The sequence below is a fragment of the Streptococcus sp. sy010 genome, from assembly GCF_007859175.1.
In the GTDB taxonomy this organism is placed as follows: domain Bacteria; phylum Bacillota; class Bacilli; order Lactobacillales; family Streptococcaceae; genus Streptococcus.
In genome coordinates, this window is sequence record NZ_VOHO01000004.1 from 1 (window position 1) to 18,407 (window position 18,407).

The 18,407-nt window shown below is 35.2% G+C and carries 16 protein-coding genes; all 16 read right to left on the minus strand.

Annotated elements, in window-relative coordinates; all coding sequences use genetic code 11:
• Positions 1-223: 223 nt before the first annotated feature.
• On the minus strand, positions 224-1,609 hold the full coding sequence (locus FRX51_RS04205; protein ID WP_146496128.1) for an amino acid permease: 1,386 nt from the start codon (positions 1,607-1,609) through the stop codon (positions 224-226).
• Between the two features lie 105 nt (positions 1,610-1,714).
• Positions 1,715-3,673, minus strand: a complete 1,959-nt coding sequence (gene ftsH, locus FRX51_RS04210) for an ATP-dependent zinc metalloprotease FtsH (protein WP_146496130.1) — start codon at positions 3,671-3,673, stop codon at positions 1,715-1,717.
• A 23-nt stretch (positions 3,674-3,696) separates the two neighbouring features.
• Positions 3,697-4,242 (minus strand): hypoxanthine phosphoribosyltransferase, encoded by a 546-nt coding sequence (hpt, locus tag FRX51_RS04215; RefSeq protein ID WP_146496132.1) that lies wholly within the window; start codon positions 4,240-4,242, stop codon positions 3,697-3,699.
• The gene (gene tilS / locus FRX51_RS04220; protein ID WP_146496134.1) at positions 4,242-5,510 is read right to left on the minus strand and encodes a tRNA lysidine(34) synthetase TilS; all 1,269 of its coding nucleotides are present in this window, start codon (positions 5,508-5,510) and stop codon (positions 4,242-4,244) included. The genes hpt and tilS overlap by 1 nt, the downstream gene beginning before the upstream one ends.
• Entirely contained in the window at positions 5,507-6,793 is a 1,287-nt protein-coding gene (locus FRX51_RS04225) for a serine hydrolase (RefSeq protein WP_146496136.1), read from the minus strand. Before FRX51_RS04225 ends, tilS begins: the two co-directional genes overlap by 4 nt.
• 16 nt (positions 6,794-6,809) lie before the next feature.
• Complete coding sequence (locus tag FRX51_RS04230; protein WP_146461425.1) at positions 6,810-6,917, minus strand: SP_0009 family protein; 108 nt, start codon at positions 6,915-6,917, stop codon at positions 6,810-6,812.
• 4 nt (positions 6,918-6,921) lie between these two features.
• Positions 6,922-7,293 (minus strand): septum formation initiator family protein, encoded by a 372-nt coding sequence (locus FRX51_RS04235; protein ID WP_146461423.1) that lies wholly within the window; start codon positions 7,291-7,293, stop codon positions 6,922-6,924.
• Positions 7,280-7,552, minus strand: coding sequence for an RNA-binding S4 domain-containing protein (locus tag FRX51_RS04240; protein ID WP_146496138.1), 273 nt, complete (start codon positions 7,550-7,552; stop codon positions 7,280-7,282). Before FRX51_RS04240 ends, FRX51_RS04235 begins: the two co-directional genes overlap by 14 nt.
• A 26-nt stretch (positions 7,553-7,578) precedes the next feature.
• A complete protein-coding gene (locus tag FRX51_RS04245; protein ID WP_146496140.1) occupies positions 7,579-9,096 on the minus strand; it encodes an oligosaccharide flippase family protein in 1,518 nt (505 codons plus the stop codon).
• Positions 9,050-12,562 carry a transcription-repair coupling factor gene (mfd, locus tag FRX51_RS04250; RefSeq protein WP_146496142.1) on the minus strand — a complete coding sequence of 1,171 codons (3,513 nt, stop codon included), beginning with the start codon at positions 12,560-12,562 and terminating at the stop codon, positions 9,050-9,052. The genes FRX51_RS04245 and mfd overlap by 47 nt, the downstream gene beginning before the upstream one ends.
• On the minus strand, positions 12,555-13,124 hold the full coding sequence (gene pth / locus FRX51_RS04255; protein ID WP_146496144.1) for an aminoacyl-tRNA hydrolase: 570 nt from the start codon (positions 13,122-13,124) through the stop codon (positions 12,555-12,557). The genes mfd and pth overlap by 8 nt, the downstream gene beginning before the upstream one ends.
• Positions 13,125-13,205: 81 nt before the next feature.
• Positions 13,206-14,321 (minus strand): redox-regulated ATPase YchF, encoded by a 1,116-nt coding sequence (ychF, locus tag FRX51_RS04260; RefSeq protein WP_146496147.1) that lies wholly within the window; start codon positions 14,319-14,321, stop codon positions 13,206-13,208.
• Between the two features lie 93 nt (positions 14,322-14,414).
• Positions 14,415-14,609, minus strand: a complete 195-nt coding sequence (locus tag FRX51_RS04265; RefSeq protein ID WP_146461412.1) for a DUF951 domain-containing protein — start codon at positions 14,607-14,609, stop codon at positions 14,415-14,417.
• A 73-nt stretch (positions 14,610-14,682) separates the two neighbouring features.
• Positions 14,683-15,819, minus strand: coding sequence for a DNA polymerase III subunit beta (gene dnaN / locus FRX51_RS04270; RefSeq protein ID WP_146496149.1), 1,137 nt, complete (start codon positions 15,817-15,819; stop codon positions 14,683-14,685).
• A gap of 154 nt (positions 15,820-15,973) precedes the next feature.
• The gene (gene dnaA / locus FRX51_RS04275) at positions 15,974-17,350 is read right to left on the minus strand and encodes a chromosomal replication initiator protein DnaA (RefSeq protein ID WP_146496151.1); all 1,377 of its coding nucleotides are present in this window, start codon (positions 17,348-17,350) and stop codon (positions 15,974-15,976) included.
• 222 nt (positions 17,351-17,572) lie between these two features.
• Positions 17,573-18,349: a ParB/RepB/Spo0J family partition protein gene (locus FRX51_RS04280; RefSeq protein ID WP_146496153.1), complete on the minus strand. Its 777-nt coding sequence runs from the start codon at positions 18,347-18,349 to the stop codon at positions 17,573-17,575.
• Between the last annotated feature and the right edge of the window lie 58 nt (positions 18,350-18,407).

Genomic DNA, 18,407 nt, shown 5'->3' on the forward strand with positions numbered 1-18,407 from the left:
TTATTAACAGGTTATTCTCATAACCCGCACTTGGTTCGTCTTATTCAGTTCTCAAAGGTCTTAACGTCACCTCTCAGGCGACAACTATTACATTCTATCAAACTATACATCCCCTGTCAACTACTTTTACAAAAAAAATTAAGTTTTTTTTAAAAAGTTTTTGATGCCTTAAATTCTAGCATCATAATGATAAAAACTCTTAGAATATCTAAGAGTTTTTGGACTATTTATTCAAACTAGAATGTTTATAACCATAAAAAGCATAAATCAAGACACCGACTAAAGTCGTGATGAAAAAAACTTTCCAAGTATCAGCATCCATTTGACCAATCATAAACAGACAGATTAATAAAGATAGAATAGAAACCACTGGTGCTGCAGGAACACCAAATTCTCCATTTTTAGGAGCTCCTTTTTCTTTTCTCAGTTTCATTAACCCAATTGGTAACATAGCCATACACATTAGCGTCACTAGACTGGTTAAGTTAGCCAAAAGATTTAATGGGAAGAAGCCAGCCATCAATGCTGCAATAAAACCTGATAAAATAGTGGCATTAGCTGGGACTTGACTTTTTTCACTAACATTACTAAATGATTTTGGTAAAAGCCCATCTTGACTAAGAGAAAAAAGTAAACGTGTCAGAGCAAATAAAAGTGAAATACAAACTGTAATTAAGGTAAGAATCGCAACAGTTGCAACATAATTTGCTGCCCATCCCATACCAACTTGACGAAGAGCAAAAGCGACTGCATCACCAACATTTAATTGAGTATAGTTGACCAAACCTGATAAAATAAGAGTTACTGTAGCATAGATGACTGCAACACTAGCAACCGCAATCGCAATGGCTCTAGGCATATTTTTTTGTGGATCCTTAGTTTCATCAATAGCCATGGGCATAGCTTCAAAACCTAAAAAGGCATAAAACATAGCTGCTGCACCAACCATAATACCAGTTTCTCCACCAACCAATTGACCAAAGCCAAAAGGAGCAAAATTAGACCAGTTTTCAGGGTTGATTTTGAAAATACCTACTCCAATAAATAAAGCTAATGCTGAAAACTTCAAGACAACTAAAATATTGTTAAAACGCAAAGATTTTCTTGAATCAAGTAAAACAAGACCTGTGATTAAAACAACAACCAAAAGAGCTGCCAAGTCAACATATTGACCTTCGGCTGGATTTACCCCACTAAGAGCAGTTGGTAAATTGATGCCAACTTCTGATAAAAGGCCTTTTAGATAACTTCCCCAACCTGACGATACACCTGCTACAGCCGTTAGGAATTCGATACCAACAAACCAAGCAGCCATCCAAGCAGGAAATTCACCTAAAGTTGCATAAATATAACTATAAGCACCACCACCTTGTGGCACACGTGAAGCAAATTCTGCATAAATGAACGCGGACAAACCTACAGCAATAGCCGCAATCAAAATAGAAATAATGAGTGCAGGACCTGAAGTAGCGATAGCTGCTCCTGAACGAGTAAAGATACCAGTACCAACCATGGTTCCAATACCTAATAAAATCAAACTACCTAGGCTCAAGTGACGTTGTAAACTACTTGGCTTGCTATCACTTGATTTTATCCTAAAAATAGACATATAAGCCTCCTTTTTTTGAAAAATTATCTTATTTTATCATGAAAAATATAGCTTTGTAAATAGAAAAAACTGAGAAAATTCTCAGTTTTTTTCAGTAAAATACAATTAATCTGTTTCAGTCATTTGTTGTTTAACTTCATCATAAGATAAAGCATGTGGCACTTCATCATCTTTATTTTCTAAATCTGGCATTTTACCTGTTTCATAAAGTGACTTAATTTGTGCAGCATCCAAAGTTTCATATTTAAGTAAAGCTTCAGCAATCAATTGATGTGTTTCACGATTATTATTGATAATATCAGCAGCTTTTTGTCTTGCTTCATTGAGCAAGTCACGAACTTCTTCATCAATCAATAAAGCAGTAGCTTGAGAATATGTTTTTTCTGGACTTAATTGACCTGTTCTGATGGCATGACTACCTTCATACTGAACTGGACCAAGTTTTTCACTCATGCCATATTCTGTTACCATAGCACGCGCCATCTGGCTAGCTTGTTCAAAGTCATTTGAAGCACCTGTTGTTTGAACATTGAAAATAATTTCTTCTGCTACACGTCCACCCATAAGACCTGCTAATTGCTCTTTCATTTCTTCCTTAGATTGTAACATCTGATCTTCTTTTGGAAGAGAAATCATATAACCGCCTGCACGACCACGAGGAACAATAGTGACCTTATGAACATCACGCGCACTTGATAATACCAAGCCAACAATAGTATGACCTGCTTCATGATAAGCCACTAACTGACGTTCTTTTTCTGAAACTTTTTTATCTTTCTTAGATGGCCCTGCAATGACACGATCTTCTGCTTCATCAATATCACTAGCATCAATCTTAGATTTATTACGACGGGCAGCGACCAAAGCTGCTTCATTCAGCACATTTTCTAAGTCAGCACCAACAAATCCAGGAGTTTGTTCAGCAACTACTTTTAGGTCAACATCTTCAGCCAATGGTTTATTCTTAGCGTGAACGCGTAAAATAGCCTCACGTCCTTTAACATCTGGATAACCAACCAAAACTTTACGGTCAAAACGGCCTGGACGTAATAATGCCGAATCAAGAACATCACTACGATTGGTTGCTGCGATAACAATAATACTCTCATTGCCATCAAAACCATCCATTTCAATCAGGAGTTGGTTGAGTGTTTGCTCACGTTCATCGTTTCCTCCGCCGATACCTGTCCCACGACGACGACCGACTGCATCAATCTCATCAATGAAAATAATGGCTTTTTCAGCTTTTTTAGCATCTTCAAAAAGAGAACGAACACGACTAGCACCGACACCGACAAACATTTCTACAAAATCTGAACCAGAAATGCTAAAGAATGGCACACCAGCTTCTCCGGCTACTGCCTTGGCTAACAATGTTTTACCTGTTCCCGGAGGCCCTTCAAGAAGAATACCGGCTGGAATACGTGCACCTAAATCGCGATATTTTTTAGGATTGCGTAAGAAATCAACAACCTCTACTAATTCTTGTTTTTCTTCTTCAGCTCCTGCTACATCAGAAAAACGAACCTTGACATTGTCCTTACTTTGAGTTTTAGCTCGATTTCTTCCGAAAGCCATCGCACCGTTAGCACCACCACCTTGACGCATCATCATCATGAAGAAACCAACCATAACTAGAATGGGCAAATAACTAGCAATGATAGAAACCCAAGTTCCTGCTGAGCTTTCTTGTTTTACTGTAATCTCTGTACCAGCCGCCTTAGCTGCTGTTTCAATCGCTTGAACAGAAACTTCACTTGGCAGCACCAAAGAGGTAAATCGACTAACCTTACTTGTACTAGTCCCTAAAAAATTACTAGTCGTTTCAACCGTTTGGTCAGTTTTATACTGACCACTAATTTCAATCACTGCTCCACTTGGTTGATAACTTAGATTTTTGATTTCACCTGATTCAATTTTTTTAATCAAGGTCGAGTAATTAATCTGTTGAGTTTGAACTGAGCTACCTCGTAAATAATATTGTCCTGCTGTGATTAAAACAATCATCAATAGGATATAAACAAAGGCGTTTCTGACCAGTCCATTATTTTGATTATTTTTCATATATAAACTATCACAAACCTCTTCTATTTTTGGTTGTAAACTTCCTCTTTTAAGACACCGACATAAGGAAGATTACGATAATTTTCGGCATAGTCTAAGCCAAAACCGACGATAAATTCATTTGGAACATCATAACAGACATAATCAGCTTCAATTTCTACTTGACGACCTTCTGGTTTATCAAATAAAGTAACAATTTGAACTGATTTGGCTTGACGATATTTAAACATATCACGCAAATATTTTAGGGTGCGACCTGTATCAATAATATCTTCCACAAAAATAATGTCACGTCCCTCTACATTGGTATCGACATCTTTAAGAATTTTTACTTCGCCACTACTTGTTGTCCCACCATGATAGCTAGATACCACCATGAAATCTACTTCAATATGCGTATCAATGTGCTTCATCAATTCTGCCATAAAAGGAACTGAACCTTTCAAGATACCGACTAATAACGGATTCTTACCAGCATAATCTTTAGTCAATTGCTGACCAAGTTCCTTTGTTTTAGCAATAATATCTTCTTCTGTATAAAGTACTTTTTTTATATCTTGTTCTAACATCAGTCGCTATCATCCTCATTTCCTATCAATATGATACCCTCAATTATATCATGTTTGGTCAACTTCCTCAAATAAGTTTTATTTTTAGTCAAGACAAAGATGATTTGACCTTCTTGTTCCCCAATAATTGCTTGTTGACGTTCCATTGATGGAATTTTTTCATCAATAAACCAACGACGCAACTTCTTATGATAGTGGCCAAAATCAAGTTGATCACCTGCTTGGCGATAACGAAGTGTTATTGGACTTTTACTAATCAATGGAATTCCTGATTGACGAATAGGCGATAACCAGGTAAAACAACGACGACTAAAATGAACTTGATTCCCTTCTATCAAAATCTTTGACTCATCAAAAGATACTGATTCTTTTTTTACAATCTGAAAAGTTTTTTGATCTTTTATCAACTGATAATCAGCTTTTAAATCATAAGCATAATTTTTTGAATTGCTTAGGTGATAAAGTAGCTGATTAAATTGAGATTTTGACAATTCTAAATCTGGAAACTGGCTTAGATACTCTTGCAAAAGAAAGTATTGAACTGGTTCAGTTTGATCTTGAAAAACTGCACAATCTGTTATTTCCAAATCTGATGTCAACTCACGCAAGGCTTCTAGCAAACGATTGGTTTCATGTGAAACATTCAGCAATTGTTGACAAAATTTAGAATTTTCTTGACTCAAAAGTGGTAGATACTGGTGTCGGACACGATTTCTAAAATAAAGCGGAGAATCATTGGAAGCATCGTCAAAATGAAAAGGATTTGGTAAATCTGATTTACTAAAACTTAGAAATGGACGGATTAACTGACCATTCGCAAAATCCTGTACTTCCTTAATCCCAACTAAATGTCGTAAACGACTGCCTCTAATAAGACGCATGAAAATCGTTTCTGCTTGATCGTCTGCATGGTGAGCTGTGACTAAAGCTGTATAGCCTTCTTCTATCATAATTTTTTCAAAAAAACGATAGCGGTAATCACGCGCATTTGTTTCTGAAAAAACTCCTTGAAAAATTTGGGTATAGATAGGAAAATGATGTTCTTTTGCCCACTGTTTCAAGTAATTCTCTTCTTCTATACTCTCAGCACGTTGGTTATGATTGATGTGAGCAAGTCCTAGTTCAATCCCTAACTCTTCTTGATAACTATGTAAAAAGTGAAGTAAATTCATGGAATCTACCCCACCTGAAATGGCAATCAATACCTTTTTATGTTCCTTGAAAAACTGTTTTTCTTGAACATAGGTCAATATTTTTTCATACATCATTTTAATATCTCATAGACATCATTAGCAATGGTAGTAATGTCATCATAACTAGATTTATCAGTAAAAATCGAAAGAATAAAAGGAGAGTCTGCATAGACAAGAGCAACATCATGTTTGTAATCATAAGCATCGCCGATTTTATGAGCAACACGAGCTGAAATATCTTTGGAAATCCTTTGATTATCAAAATCTGTTTCCGATAAATAAGTTAAAATCTGACTATTTTGATAGTAAAGTTTCTCCATAATTTTTCCAGCCATTTTAGCAGACATTTGTTTGTCTGTCATGTTCCAAGAACCACCTGCTAAATTCTCGATAGCTGTTTGATAGGTCTTATCATACTGGTTAGCAACATAATAACCTAACAGATTACTGGCAACATTATCTGAATTTTGGGAAACATATCTGGTTAACTCGTCAATACTGTAATCCTTGTTGTCGGGAGTTAAACTCATCTTACTACTACCACTGACATCATAGGAGCCAGAAAATTGATTAACTTGTTCAATATAGGTTAACTTATCTGACAGAGCTAGAGAACCATTTGCTAATTGTTCTTCAACATAATAAAGAAGAGGTAATTTAGCAATACTAGCACTATACATACGCTGATCTGGATTGATACTAGCCGTAGCCTGAGTCGCTAGTTGCTTGACATAAATACCATAGTTAGATTTGTTATATTTTTGATTTAATAATTTTTGAACCTTATCTATTCTGGTATCAATTTCAGACAGGTCATCAGCTCTAACCCAGCCTTTATTTTCAATTTCTAAAAATACACCATGTTGTGTTCTTGCTCGGCTTATGACTGAAACTGGACTATAGGCTTCAATAGCTGTATCTTTCGAAGTTACTCCTAAAACATAGGGAGCAGTATAGACTGTTGGCTTTTCTTTTGTCCAATAGGTTTGCGTAAAGTTCTCATTGTCAAAGACCACATCATCAAAAATCAGCCACTTACTAGCGGGCAAATAACTACCGTCAGTCAATTCAAAAACAGGTATTGCCTGTTCATTAATGGTCAAACGTTTGATTGATAAGTTTTCATTTGGTTTAAGCCAACCTGCAGTCGTTTTCAACTGACTGTCAGTATAAGCGGGTGTTTCTTGAAAAAGATTAGGATTTTGTGGCACCTGTTCAAAATAACTATAGCGTGTGCCAACATCAGCAGAAAGTTGGTAACGCTGACCACTGGTCAAGAAGATACCCATCTCACCACTATCTAAACTCATTGGGCTGAAAAAAACTGGTAGAACAAACAGTAATAAAAGTTTTTTCACGCCCAACTCCTTTCTCTTAATTAACCTTTTCCTCACGCAAAGCTTGATTTTTTTCTGACAATTCTTCCAACTTATCGTCAGAGTAGGTTAAAAATTTTTCAATCGTTTCAATTAAATTATCCATAAGTCTATTTTGGTAATAAATCTGGCACAGGATAAATAATTTCTCCTGTTTGCGAATAGTAATACTTGGCTCTTGCGTATTTCTCAATATAAGATGAATCTTTGAGACGCTTGGCTAACAATTTTTGTGCATCTGTTTCAAGCACCAATGCTTGATAACGTTGTTCTAATTTTTCAATCTCTACTCTTCGTTTCTCTAATTTTTCATAAGTTGAAATCAAATTATAGGTCGGTAAAATGAACAAAAGCATCATACAAATCAGAATCCAACCCATAAAACGATGACGTTTACGCGTCTCCTCTTCTTCATAACGCTTACGTAAACTTTCATCGTTGACATAAGCATTATTCATCTGCAAAACATTAGGCTTGCTCATCTGATTCAATCCTTACCTCACTGACAATTTCATACATTCTTGCAGCGTCTTCTTTTTTGGTACTATCTTTCATTTCTAAAACACGAACAGTTAATAGCTTGTTACCAAAACGAATGTCAATCTGATCATTGATCTTTAAGTCAGTTGATGACTTGGCTAAAATACCATTCACCTTAATTCGTCCCTTATCAGCTACTTCTTTTGCTACTGGACGACGTTTAATAATTCGGGATACCTTCAAATACTTATCTAATCTCATAACTCACCTCGTATTTTTTCATTCTATCATTTTTTTCTTAAAAATGGTAGAAAGGACCACAGCTCTTTCGGAAAAACCTGCCATTTACTTGCTAGTAGGACAAATAAACCAACTCCACTAGCAGTTGACAAAATGATAGTTAAAAAAGTTATTAAACGATTTGATGAAGGCAGTACATTAGATAAAATCCAAACTAAACGCCCCATCACGACTAAACTAAGATAATATTTATAAGAAAAGACAAACCTAAACGAAAACTCTTTCCGACTTATCCATAAATAAGCTAGTAAAACAATGCATAAACTCAAAACACTAGACCAACTGCTGCCAACAAGACCAAAATAATGTGTTAAAGGAGCTGTTAGCAAGAGTTTTGTGACTAAACCGAGAACCAAACAACGAAGAGAGGAGTGATGTTGCCCTATAATGAATTGATGATGATGAAAAAATTGTACTAAACTTGAAAGAAAAATCAAGATCATATAGACTTGCAACATAGCTAAGCCTTTACGATCATTAAACAGAACTTGGTTGATTAAGGGAAGTAAAATCAAGCAACCGACGGTCAAAATTAGACTCAAATAATAAATCAAGCTTAAAAAATGCTGACTAAGTTGCTTATAAGATTGACTATCTTCTTCATACAAACGACTGAATTTGGGTAAATAGCTAGTAAATAGAGCTATAAATACAATCAAACCAAATTGTAATAGGGGTTGCCCACGGTCATAAATTCCTTTTTGATACTCTGCTTGTATCGTATTCATTCCAGAGGAAACTAGACTATTTTTTAATAAAAAGGCATCAATCAACTGAAACAGTAAGAGATAAATGGCATATAAGGTAAAAACAAAACTAGAAAAAAACAATGGCTTTAATTGTGACCAAAATGTCATATTAAATGAACCAAATCTCACCCACTGAATTTTGATTGATAAACTCAAATAGATTAGAGAAAAGCAACTCGCAATCACATTTCCCCAAGCAGCAAAATTAGCTGTGCGATAGATATCCCAACCATAACCTAAATAACACAAGGCTGCGACAATAATCACTAAAACACGAATAGTTTGTTCCAATACTTGACTAATAGCTGTTACTTTCATCTGACCTAGACCTTGATCAAAGCCGCGATAAATCGATAAAAAAGGAGTCAATAAAAGTAAGACAGATACAGCCAATAAGGCAGAACCTAGTTGATTAGCTCCCATAAGCTCAGCTAGTGTTTGATGACAGACACCTAATAACAGTGCCATTGACCAACAACAACTGATCAATAACCTAGTCAAATTTCCTAAAGAATTAAAATCTTTCTTTTGTAAGACACTAGACATAAAATTGGGAAAAGCTGTTAAAGCTAGGGTTGAAATAATGGCTAAAAAAGGATAGACCTGCTGGTAAGCATAGAACCCCCTATCCCCAACCAAATTTTGATAAGGGATACGATAACTAGCGGCTAAAATTTTTGATATGAAGCCACTAAGCCCAATAACTAAACTAGCCTTCTTGGCTTGATTGAGTTGTTTTTCTTGCTTTGATGTCACAACAAGCCTCCCCGAACTTTCCTAATTCCTCTAAAATCTCATAATCTTTTTTATTTCTAATGTCAAAAATCACTTCAATTTTGCCTTCATACTCGCTAATTCTAGCCTTCAACTTAGTTTTAGATAAGGCTTCAAAATAATCTTGTGTTAAGAAATAGGATTGAATGACTTTTTCAAAACGAACGGTCAACCGATCAAGTTGACGCTCAACTACTTCAACAAAAACTTGGTCTAACTGAGATTTTATTAAAGCAATTTCTAATAGATAAGCGACTGAATCTGGGTATTCACCAAAACGATCAATTAGTTCATCCTGTAAATTTTCATAATCCAAACGATTAACCAACTCACGAATACGTTTATAGACTTCAATCTTTTGACGCTCATCTGTAATATAATTCTGAGGTATGTAAGCATCAATCTGAAGATTGAGCTCAGCATTACCTTTTTGACGAACTTTAACCTGTCCTTGCTTCTTAGCCAAAGCTTCTTCTAGAAGTTGTGAGTAGAGTTCAAAACCAACTGAGTCAATAAAACCACTTTGAGAAGCTCCCAAAAGATTTCCAGCTCCACGAATAGATAAATCTCGCATAGCAATCTTAAAGCCACTACCTAACTCTGTAAAACCTTTTATGGCCTCCAGACGTTTTTCAGAAACTTCGGTCAAAATCTTGTCTGGACGATACATGAGATAGGCATAGGCAATGCGATTGCTGCGACCAACTCTCCCTCTAAGTTGATACAAGGTTGACAAACCCATATAATCTGCATTTTCGATAAATAAGGTATTAACATTAGCGATGTCAACGCCTGTTTCAATAATCGTTGTCGCAACCAACACATCATAGGCTCCATCAATAAAGTCTAAGAGTGTATTTTCTAACTGAATTTCACTCATTTGACCATGAACAAAACCTATTGAGGCTTCAGGAATCAAGTCCTGTAGTTCAGAAACTTTTTGTTCCAAAGTGTCAACTCGATTGTAAACGTAAAAGACTTGGCCACCTCGATCAATTTCTCTTAACGTTGCTTCCCTAATCAAGCCAGGATTTGTCTCCATAACATAAGTTTGAACAGGATAACGATTAGTTGGAGGGGTTTCAATCACAGATAAATCTCGAATACCTAACATGGACATATGTAAAGTTCTTGGTATCGGAGTAGCTGTCAAGGTTAGCACATCAATCTTATTTTTTAATTCTTTTAATCTTTCTTTATGCTTGACACCGAAACGCTGCTCCTCATCAATGATTAACAAACCTAAATCAGAAAATTCTACATCCTTTGATAATAGACGATGAGTACCAATAACAATGTCAACTTGACCTTTACTTAACTTGACAAGTGTGTCAACTTGTTCTTTTTTTGTTTGAAAACGACTTAGTACACCAACTTCGACTGCAAAATTACTAAAACGTTCCTTGAAATTAACATAATGTTGTTGCGCCAAGACTGTTGTCGGCACTAAAACAGCAACTTGCTTGCCATCGTTAACTGCCTTAAAAGCTGCTCGCATAGCAACTTCTGTCTTACCAAAACCAACATCGCCAACCAAGAGACGATCCATTGGCCGATCCATTTCCATATCCTTTTTGATTTCTTTAATGGAACGCAATTGATCATCTGTTTCAGCGTAAGCAAAATCACTATCAAAATCAACTTGACTAGTATCATCTGGCGAAAACGCAAAACCTTTTAATTGACTACGTTCAGCATAGAGTTGTAACAAATCATCCGCAATATCTTCAACTTGCTTGACTACTTTTTGTTTGGTCTTTTTGAAGCGACCATCGTTTAATTTGTTAAGTTTCGGTTCTTTGCCATCACTTGATAGGTATTTTGACAAACTGTCAATTTGATCAATGGGAACAGAAATCCTATCCTGATTTTGATATTGAATGGTTAAGTAATCCCTATGCACCCCACTGATTTCAATGGTTTCAAGACCAAGAAATTGACCGATACCATGGACATGGTGAACAACATAATCTCCTGTTTCTAATTCATTATAATCTTTTAGTCGTTCAGCATTACTCAAATGTTGACGGCGTATTTTACGTTTTATTTTTTTATGGAAAATTTCTTTTTCTGTCAATAAAGCAAGTTTCTCATCAGCAAAATAAAACCCCTGAGCTAGATTGCCTATTAGCAGTTGAATGATCCCTTTTTCAATTTGCTGACTACTTGTAACCAACACCTCAACTTGATAATCTTGTAAAGTTGCTTGTAACTCTTGTAAACTTTTAGCTGTATTTAGCTGTAAAATGACCGTTGCACCATTTTTTTGATAACGATTGAGTTCATCAACTAAAAGTGGTAATTGATGATAAAAATCTTGCATTGGATATTGGGTCAAATTGTAAATTTTTTGAAATCTGATGTTTCCTAATCCCTTATGAAAATTAGAAAAAAAGGTAGCTGGTTGATAGTGACGTAAATTTTGATAACTATTTGCCAAATAGGTTTGACTTGGTAAAGCCTTTCCTTCTTGTAAACGATCTGTCAAGTAATGAGCTATATCCAAATCTAACTTGGCATGACGATCAACCAGTTTCTGAAAATCATCAAAAAATATTGGAGTTTCTTTTGGTAAATAGTCTAATATAGTCCAAATCTTTTCATAAAAATAAGGTAAAAATTGCCTAAAATCTTCATGTCTTCTTCTTTGTTGACTAGCTAATAAAACTTGTTCCAAATAATCACTTAAAGGGGTTGACCGACTTGAATTTTCTAATATCTGGGCACAACGATCAAAATCGTCATCTAATAGAATCATCTCATCTGCTGGACTAATTAAAATTGTTTCTAAGTTTTCTAAAGATTTTTGACTTTGACTATCAAAAAGGCGAATGCCATCAATTTCATCACCAAAAAATTCAAGACGATAAGCTCGATCAGATTGACTATCATAAATATCAAAAATATCACCACGTTGACTAAATTGTCCTAATTGACTAACTTGACTAACCTTTTCATAGCCTAAATTGATTAACTGTTGGCTCAATTCAATAGGGGCTAATTCCTGACCAAGTTTCAAACCAAGTAAACTTTGCTGATAAACCTTAGGATTTGGTAAAGGTAAGCGACAGGCTGCCAAACTAAGAATGACAATGCCTTCAGCAACAGGATCCAAAAGAAAATTCAATGTTTCTAAACGAGAACGTGACTTTTCTTGAGAACTAAGTAAAAATTCACCAAGTAAGGCATCATCCATAAAAAACTGATAGACGATGTCTTCACCTAGTAAATCTGATAAATCACTAGCTAGTTGTTCTGATTCATGATGAGTCGCTGTCAGAATCACTAACTTAGAGCGATTTTTTTGCCAGTAAGCTGCCATGGCCAAGCTCTTACTCGAACCAGATAGCCCCATAACTAACTGTCGTTCCAAAGTAGTTCCCTGAGTTAGCCAATCTTCAATTTGTTTATTTTGAGTAAAGACATCTAATAATGTTTGGTTAGCCATTGTACTGTCTCATCGTCGCTTCAAAATCACGACTTGTCAAGTAATAGTTTACAGATTTGTCAACTTTGTCAAGCGTATTCTCTATTAAAATCAATTCCTCTTGTTCAAAATTTCCTAATACATGATTGATAACCGTCATCTTAGGTTTAGGACGACCTATGCCAATCTTAATGCGATCAAATTCTTGAGTATTTAATTGACTAATAATGCTTTTAATTCCATTATGACCGCCCGCAGAACCTTTGTTTCTAAAACGAATCTTACCTACTTCTAAGTCTAAATCATCATAAATAACGATTAAATCTTCTACCGAAATATTATAATAAGTTAACAAAGCCCTAACTGCCAAACCGCTATTGTTCATATAAGTCAAAGGCTTAACAAAATACACTTTTTCCTGTTGGATAAAAGACCAACCAATCATCGCTTTAAAAATCTTATCCTCTGTAAAGTTGACGTCAAGTTCCTTTACAAGTCTGTCAATCGACATAAAGCCAATATTATGACGTGTTCCTTTATATTTTGAACCTGGGTTACCTAAACCCACAATCATTTTTACCATATTTTCTCCTTAAACAGTAAAAGGGAAGTGACCAAAGTATTTGATTAAACAAACAGCTTCTCTCACTTCCTCTTAATTGAATTAAACATTAAAACGGAATTCCATAATATCGCCGTCTTGGACAATATAGTCTTTTCCTTCTTCTCGTAAACGACCCGCTTCTTTAACAGCTTTTTCACTACCATAAGTCATTAAATCGTCATAAGACATGGTCACTGCTCTAATAAAACCTTTCTCAAAGTCAGAATGAATAATACCTGCAGCTTGCGGTGCTTTAATTCCACGTTTAAAAGTCCAAGCTCGCACTTCTTTTTCTCCCGCAGTAAAATAAGTTCCCAAACCAAGTAAATGATAGGCTGCTCGTGTCAATTTATCAACACCAGACTCTGTCAAGCCAATAGCTTCTAGAAATTCTTGCTTATCTTCATCATCCAGTTCTGAGATTTCTTCTTCTGCACGCGCTGAAATAACTACTACTTCTGCATTTTCAGTTGCTGCAAAGTCACGAATCGCTTGAACATAGGAAATTTCATCAGGAGCAGCAACCTTGTCTTCATCGACATTAGCCACATACAAAACTGGTTTAGTCGTCAATAAAAATAAACCCTTGACAACTTTCAATTCTTCATCTGTAAATTCTACTGTACGAGCTGATTTGCCATCTTCTAAAACTGGTTTAATTTTTTCTAAGACTGCAAATTCTGCAACTGATTCCTTATCTTTTTGCGTTCTAGCCATCTTCTCAACACGAGCATAGCGCTTATTGATACTTTCTAAATCAGCTAAAATCAGTTCTAAGTTAATTGTTTCAATATCAGCAATTGGATCAACAAAAGCTGACTCACGACCTTGTTCACGCATAACATTTTCATCGTCAAAAGCACGAACCACATGCACAATGGCATCTACTTCACGGATATTGGCCAAAAACTTATTGCCCAGTCCTTCACCTTTTGAAGCTCCCTTAACAATTCCTGCAATATCTGTAAATTCAAAGGTTGTTGGGACTGTTTTTTTAGGTGTAATCAACTCTGTCAACTTCTGTAAACGATGATCTGGTACTTCAACCATACCAACATTAGGATCAATAGTCGCAAAAGGATAATTGGCAGCTTCTGCTCCTGCCTTTGTAATTGCATTAAATAGAGTTGATTTACCAACGTTTGGTAAACCAACGATACCTGCTGTTAAAGCCATAGCTTATTTATCTCCATCTTAAAAACTTAATCATCACCATTGTACCAAAATTTACTTAAATAAGCTAGATGAAGCCTTGGTCTTTCTATTGGTTTAATCTAAAATTTTTTTCAAACGACGCTCAAAATCATATCGACTCATCATAAGCTCATGTTGGCAGTTTTGACAGTGTAATTTGATATCAGCTCCTAATCGTTTAATCAGCCAACAATTTGCTTTTTTACCAGTTTCTTTGATAAGACAAGCATGCGGTTTTTTCATCTCTACTAAGCTTCCCAACTCATACATGGTTACTTTCCTCTCTGAATCAATACTTAACACAATTATAACAAAAAAGAACTTCACAAGGAAGTTCTCAATTCTAATTAGTACGTACTGGCGTAATCAGTTGAACAAAATTTTCACTAGCATCGCCAGGCGTTAAAGTAAATGGACGAACTGGAGAAATAAAACGAATTCTAACTGTTTCACTCTTTAGAGCTTTTAAGGCTTCAATCAAATAGGTTGGATTAAAGCTAATCGTTAAATCATTCCCTGCTAATTCTTCTGTTTCAATTTGTTCATTCACCTTACCCACCTCAGGAGAATTAACATGAGCAGTAACTTGACCTTGTTTAATCTCTAATTTAACCGTACCATTTTGACTAGCATTAGATACCAAGAAGGCACGTTCCATTGCTGAACGTAAGCTTGCAACCTGACAAACCATTTCCGTTTCAAAACTTGATACCAATAGACGATCCGTATCTGGATAAGCTCCTTCAAGTAAACGAGTGTAGAAGCTAATATTTTCACTTCTAAAGAGCATTTGGTTGGTCGAGAAGAAAACCTCAACTGTTTCAATATCGTCTGTAAAAACAGCTGACAATTCTCTTAGTGACTTGCTAGGTAAAACAACATCGAAATGATCTCCAGCTTTATCTAAATTTAATTGACGCTGACTCATTCGATGAGAATCTGTTGCCACTGCTTTAAAGGCTGTCTCATTTTGTAAAACAAAGTGCACTCCTGTCAAGATAGGACGACTTTCTTGAGTACTAGCTGCAAAAGCTGTTTCAGCAATTAAGTTTTTTATTAATTTCGTATTAAAAACTAAAGGATTTTGTGTTGTCATTTCTTGTAAGCGTGGGTACTGATCAACATCTTTTCCTTTAAGTGTAATTTCTGATTTTCCACTTCTAATTACCACTTGATGATGCTCAATCTCTTCTAAATCTAAAGTAACATCTGGCAAACTAGAAATAATATTGATAAAGAAATTAGCTTCCAACAAAATACTACCTGGTGAGCTGATTAAAAGGCCAGAATTTTGATTATCTTGACTGATAAAATGCTCAATGGAAATTTGTCCATTTGAACCAGTTAAGGTAATACCTTCTTGACTGATTTCTAATTTCAAACTTGATAAAATCGGAATGGCATTTTTAGAAGAAATTGCACGTTTTGTGATATTTAAAGATTGAAGAAAGAAAGCCTTATTTATAGAAAATTTGATCATGAGAACTCCTTTATTTATATAATAATAAATTTAGTAGTAGTAGTAGGTCTTGTGGATAAGGTGGAAAAATATCCCAAAGTAAAGTTTATCAAGGGATTAGACTTGTTCACAACTTGTGGATAACTTACCATAATTGTTTATCTTTTCCACAAGACTATTTTAATTTATTTTTGATGGTGTTGATTTCAATACTTAGACTTTCATCCTGGGTCATCATATTTTTAATCTTGTTGTAAGCATGAAGAACAGTAGAGTGGTCACGTCCTCCAAATTCTTTACCAATTTTGGTCGTACTATTGTCAGTTAGTTCACGCGATAAATAAATAGCAACTTGTCTAGCTAGGGCTAGATTTTGTGGTCGTTTAGTCGATTTAATTTCCTTGACAGTGACACCATAAAATTTACCAACTTCTTCTTGGATGGTTTCAATTGGAATGACATTGATTTTTGGAGCCTCTGTTGTCCGTGAGCGGATAGCTTTTGCAACCAGCTCAACGGTAATCACTTTTGCTTTTTCAAGATTAGCAGCCAGGTGGATATTTTTTAAGGCGCCTTCTAGATCACGGACGTTGGAATCAACAAGATTTGCCAGATATTCAATCGCATCTTTTTCAAAGTTAAAATCATATTGCTGGATTTTATCTTCAATGATGGCAACACGCGTTTCAAAATCAGGCGGTGTGATATGAACAGTCAAATCCCAAGCAAAACGTGTAACCAAGCGATCTGGCAGCGATTCTAGGCTTTTTGGAGCACGATCACTCGTTAAGATAATTTGTTTTTTCTTATCATGTAAAGTATTGAAGATATTGAAAAATTCTTCTTGTGTACTTTCTTTATTGGCTAAAAATTGCACATCGTCAATTAAGAGTACATCAAGGTTACGGAACTTTTCACGAAAGTCATCCATTGTTCCAAGTCGAGTGGCCGTGACAAATTCATTGACAAAGTTCTCAGTTGTAATATAAAGGATTCGTGCTAATGGTTCATCATTTTGTATAGCATTACCAACGGCATTAAGCAGATGGGTTTTTCCTAAACCTGGTCCTCCCCAAATAAATAGGGGATTGTAGTTGATGCCTGGCTTATCTGTAGTTGCCAAACAGGCTGAAACGGCCCACTCATTACCTTTTCCTTGAATGAAGTTACTAAAATGATAACTTCCATTTAGATTTGATGGGAAAGTTTGTAATGGTTTTGTCACTACAGTTTGCGTCACAAAGTCAGTTGTTGACTGGCTATTGAGTTCTTCTTCATCAATAGGTTTTGGCTCGCCAATGACATAATTTGTTTTAATTTCTTGATCAAAAATTTCTAAACCAGTTACCTTAATCAGATTTTCAATTAGATTTTCAGCACTGGTTTCCCAAAAAAGTTGTTGTATATCGGAATTAAGTTGAATAGAAGCGATATTTTCTTTAATGTGTAGTAATTTAGCAGGTTTAATGTAAAATTGATAAGCATTCTGTCCTAGTCTTGATTCGGCTAAGCTTAAAAAACGTTGCCAAAATTGTTGTTCTTGTGGCGTCATAAAAGCTCCTTTCTAGTTTAATTGGTATTCTTATTCTATCATAAGCAGACTAATTTGCCAACAAAATAAAAAAGTTTTCCACAAGCTGTGAATAAAAGTTAACATTGTTCAAAAGGGTTTTTCCACAAGTTGTGGAAAAACCCTTTTAGCTTGTTATAAAAGGAAAAATCAGGAGGATAAGTTGTTGAAAAGTCTGTTTTATAAAATGTTTAAATTAACAATTTATTTTAGCTTGTTGATAAGTTTTTGAAATTCTTCCTCTGATGAGAAACTTAAAGTAATGTGACCTGTATCTTTTTTTCCTTCGATTAAAATTTTAACAGGTAAACCAAGGGAGCGACTGATTTCAAGTTCGTAATCATTCAGAAATAAGTCTTTTACTTTTTTCTGAGTTTTTTTTGTCTTAGTTTTGCCTTGTAATAACTGTTCTAATTGTCGAACACTGAGATTTTGAGCTTTGATTTGCTCTAAATACATCTCTTGTTCTTCTGCAGCTAGACCAACGAGTAAACGCGCGTGACCTGCAGAAAGTTGCTCAAATTCAAGAGCTTCTTGTAAAGGTTTTGTTAGTTGCAAAAGACGGATACTATTAGAAATATAGGGACGTGATTTACCAATATTTTGAGCTAATTCTTCTTGGGTCATCTGATTTTGAGATAAAATTTGTTGATAGGCCTTAGCTTCTTCTATTGGATTAAGATTGGAACGTTGTAAATTTTCGATAATTGCTTGGGTCATGCTTTCTTGATTAGAAATTTCTTTAATTAGAGCTGGTATCTCTATCAATCCAGCTAATTTTGCTGCCCTAAATCGACGTTCCCCAGCAATAAGTTCATAGCCAAAAATATCAGATTTTCTAACGATGATTGGTTGGATGAGACCATGTTCCTTGATTGAAACACTTAATTCTTTTAATTCTTCAGGGTTAAAATGTAGCCTTGGCTGATAAGGATTTGGTGTGATATCAGTTAGTTTAATTTTGGTGAATTGTTCAGTCATGTCAACTTCCTTGTCAATAAAAATACCTTTACACTATTGTAAAGGTATGAGTTCTTAT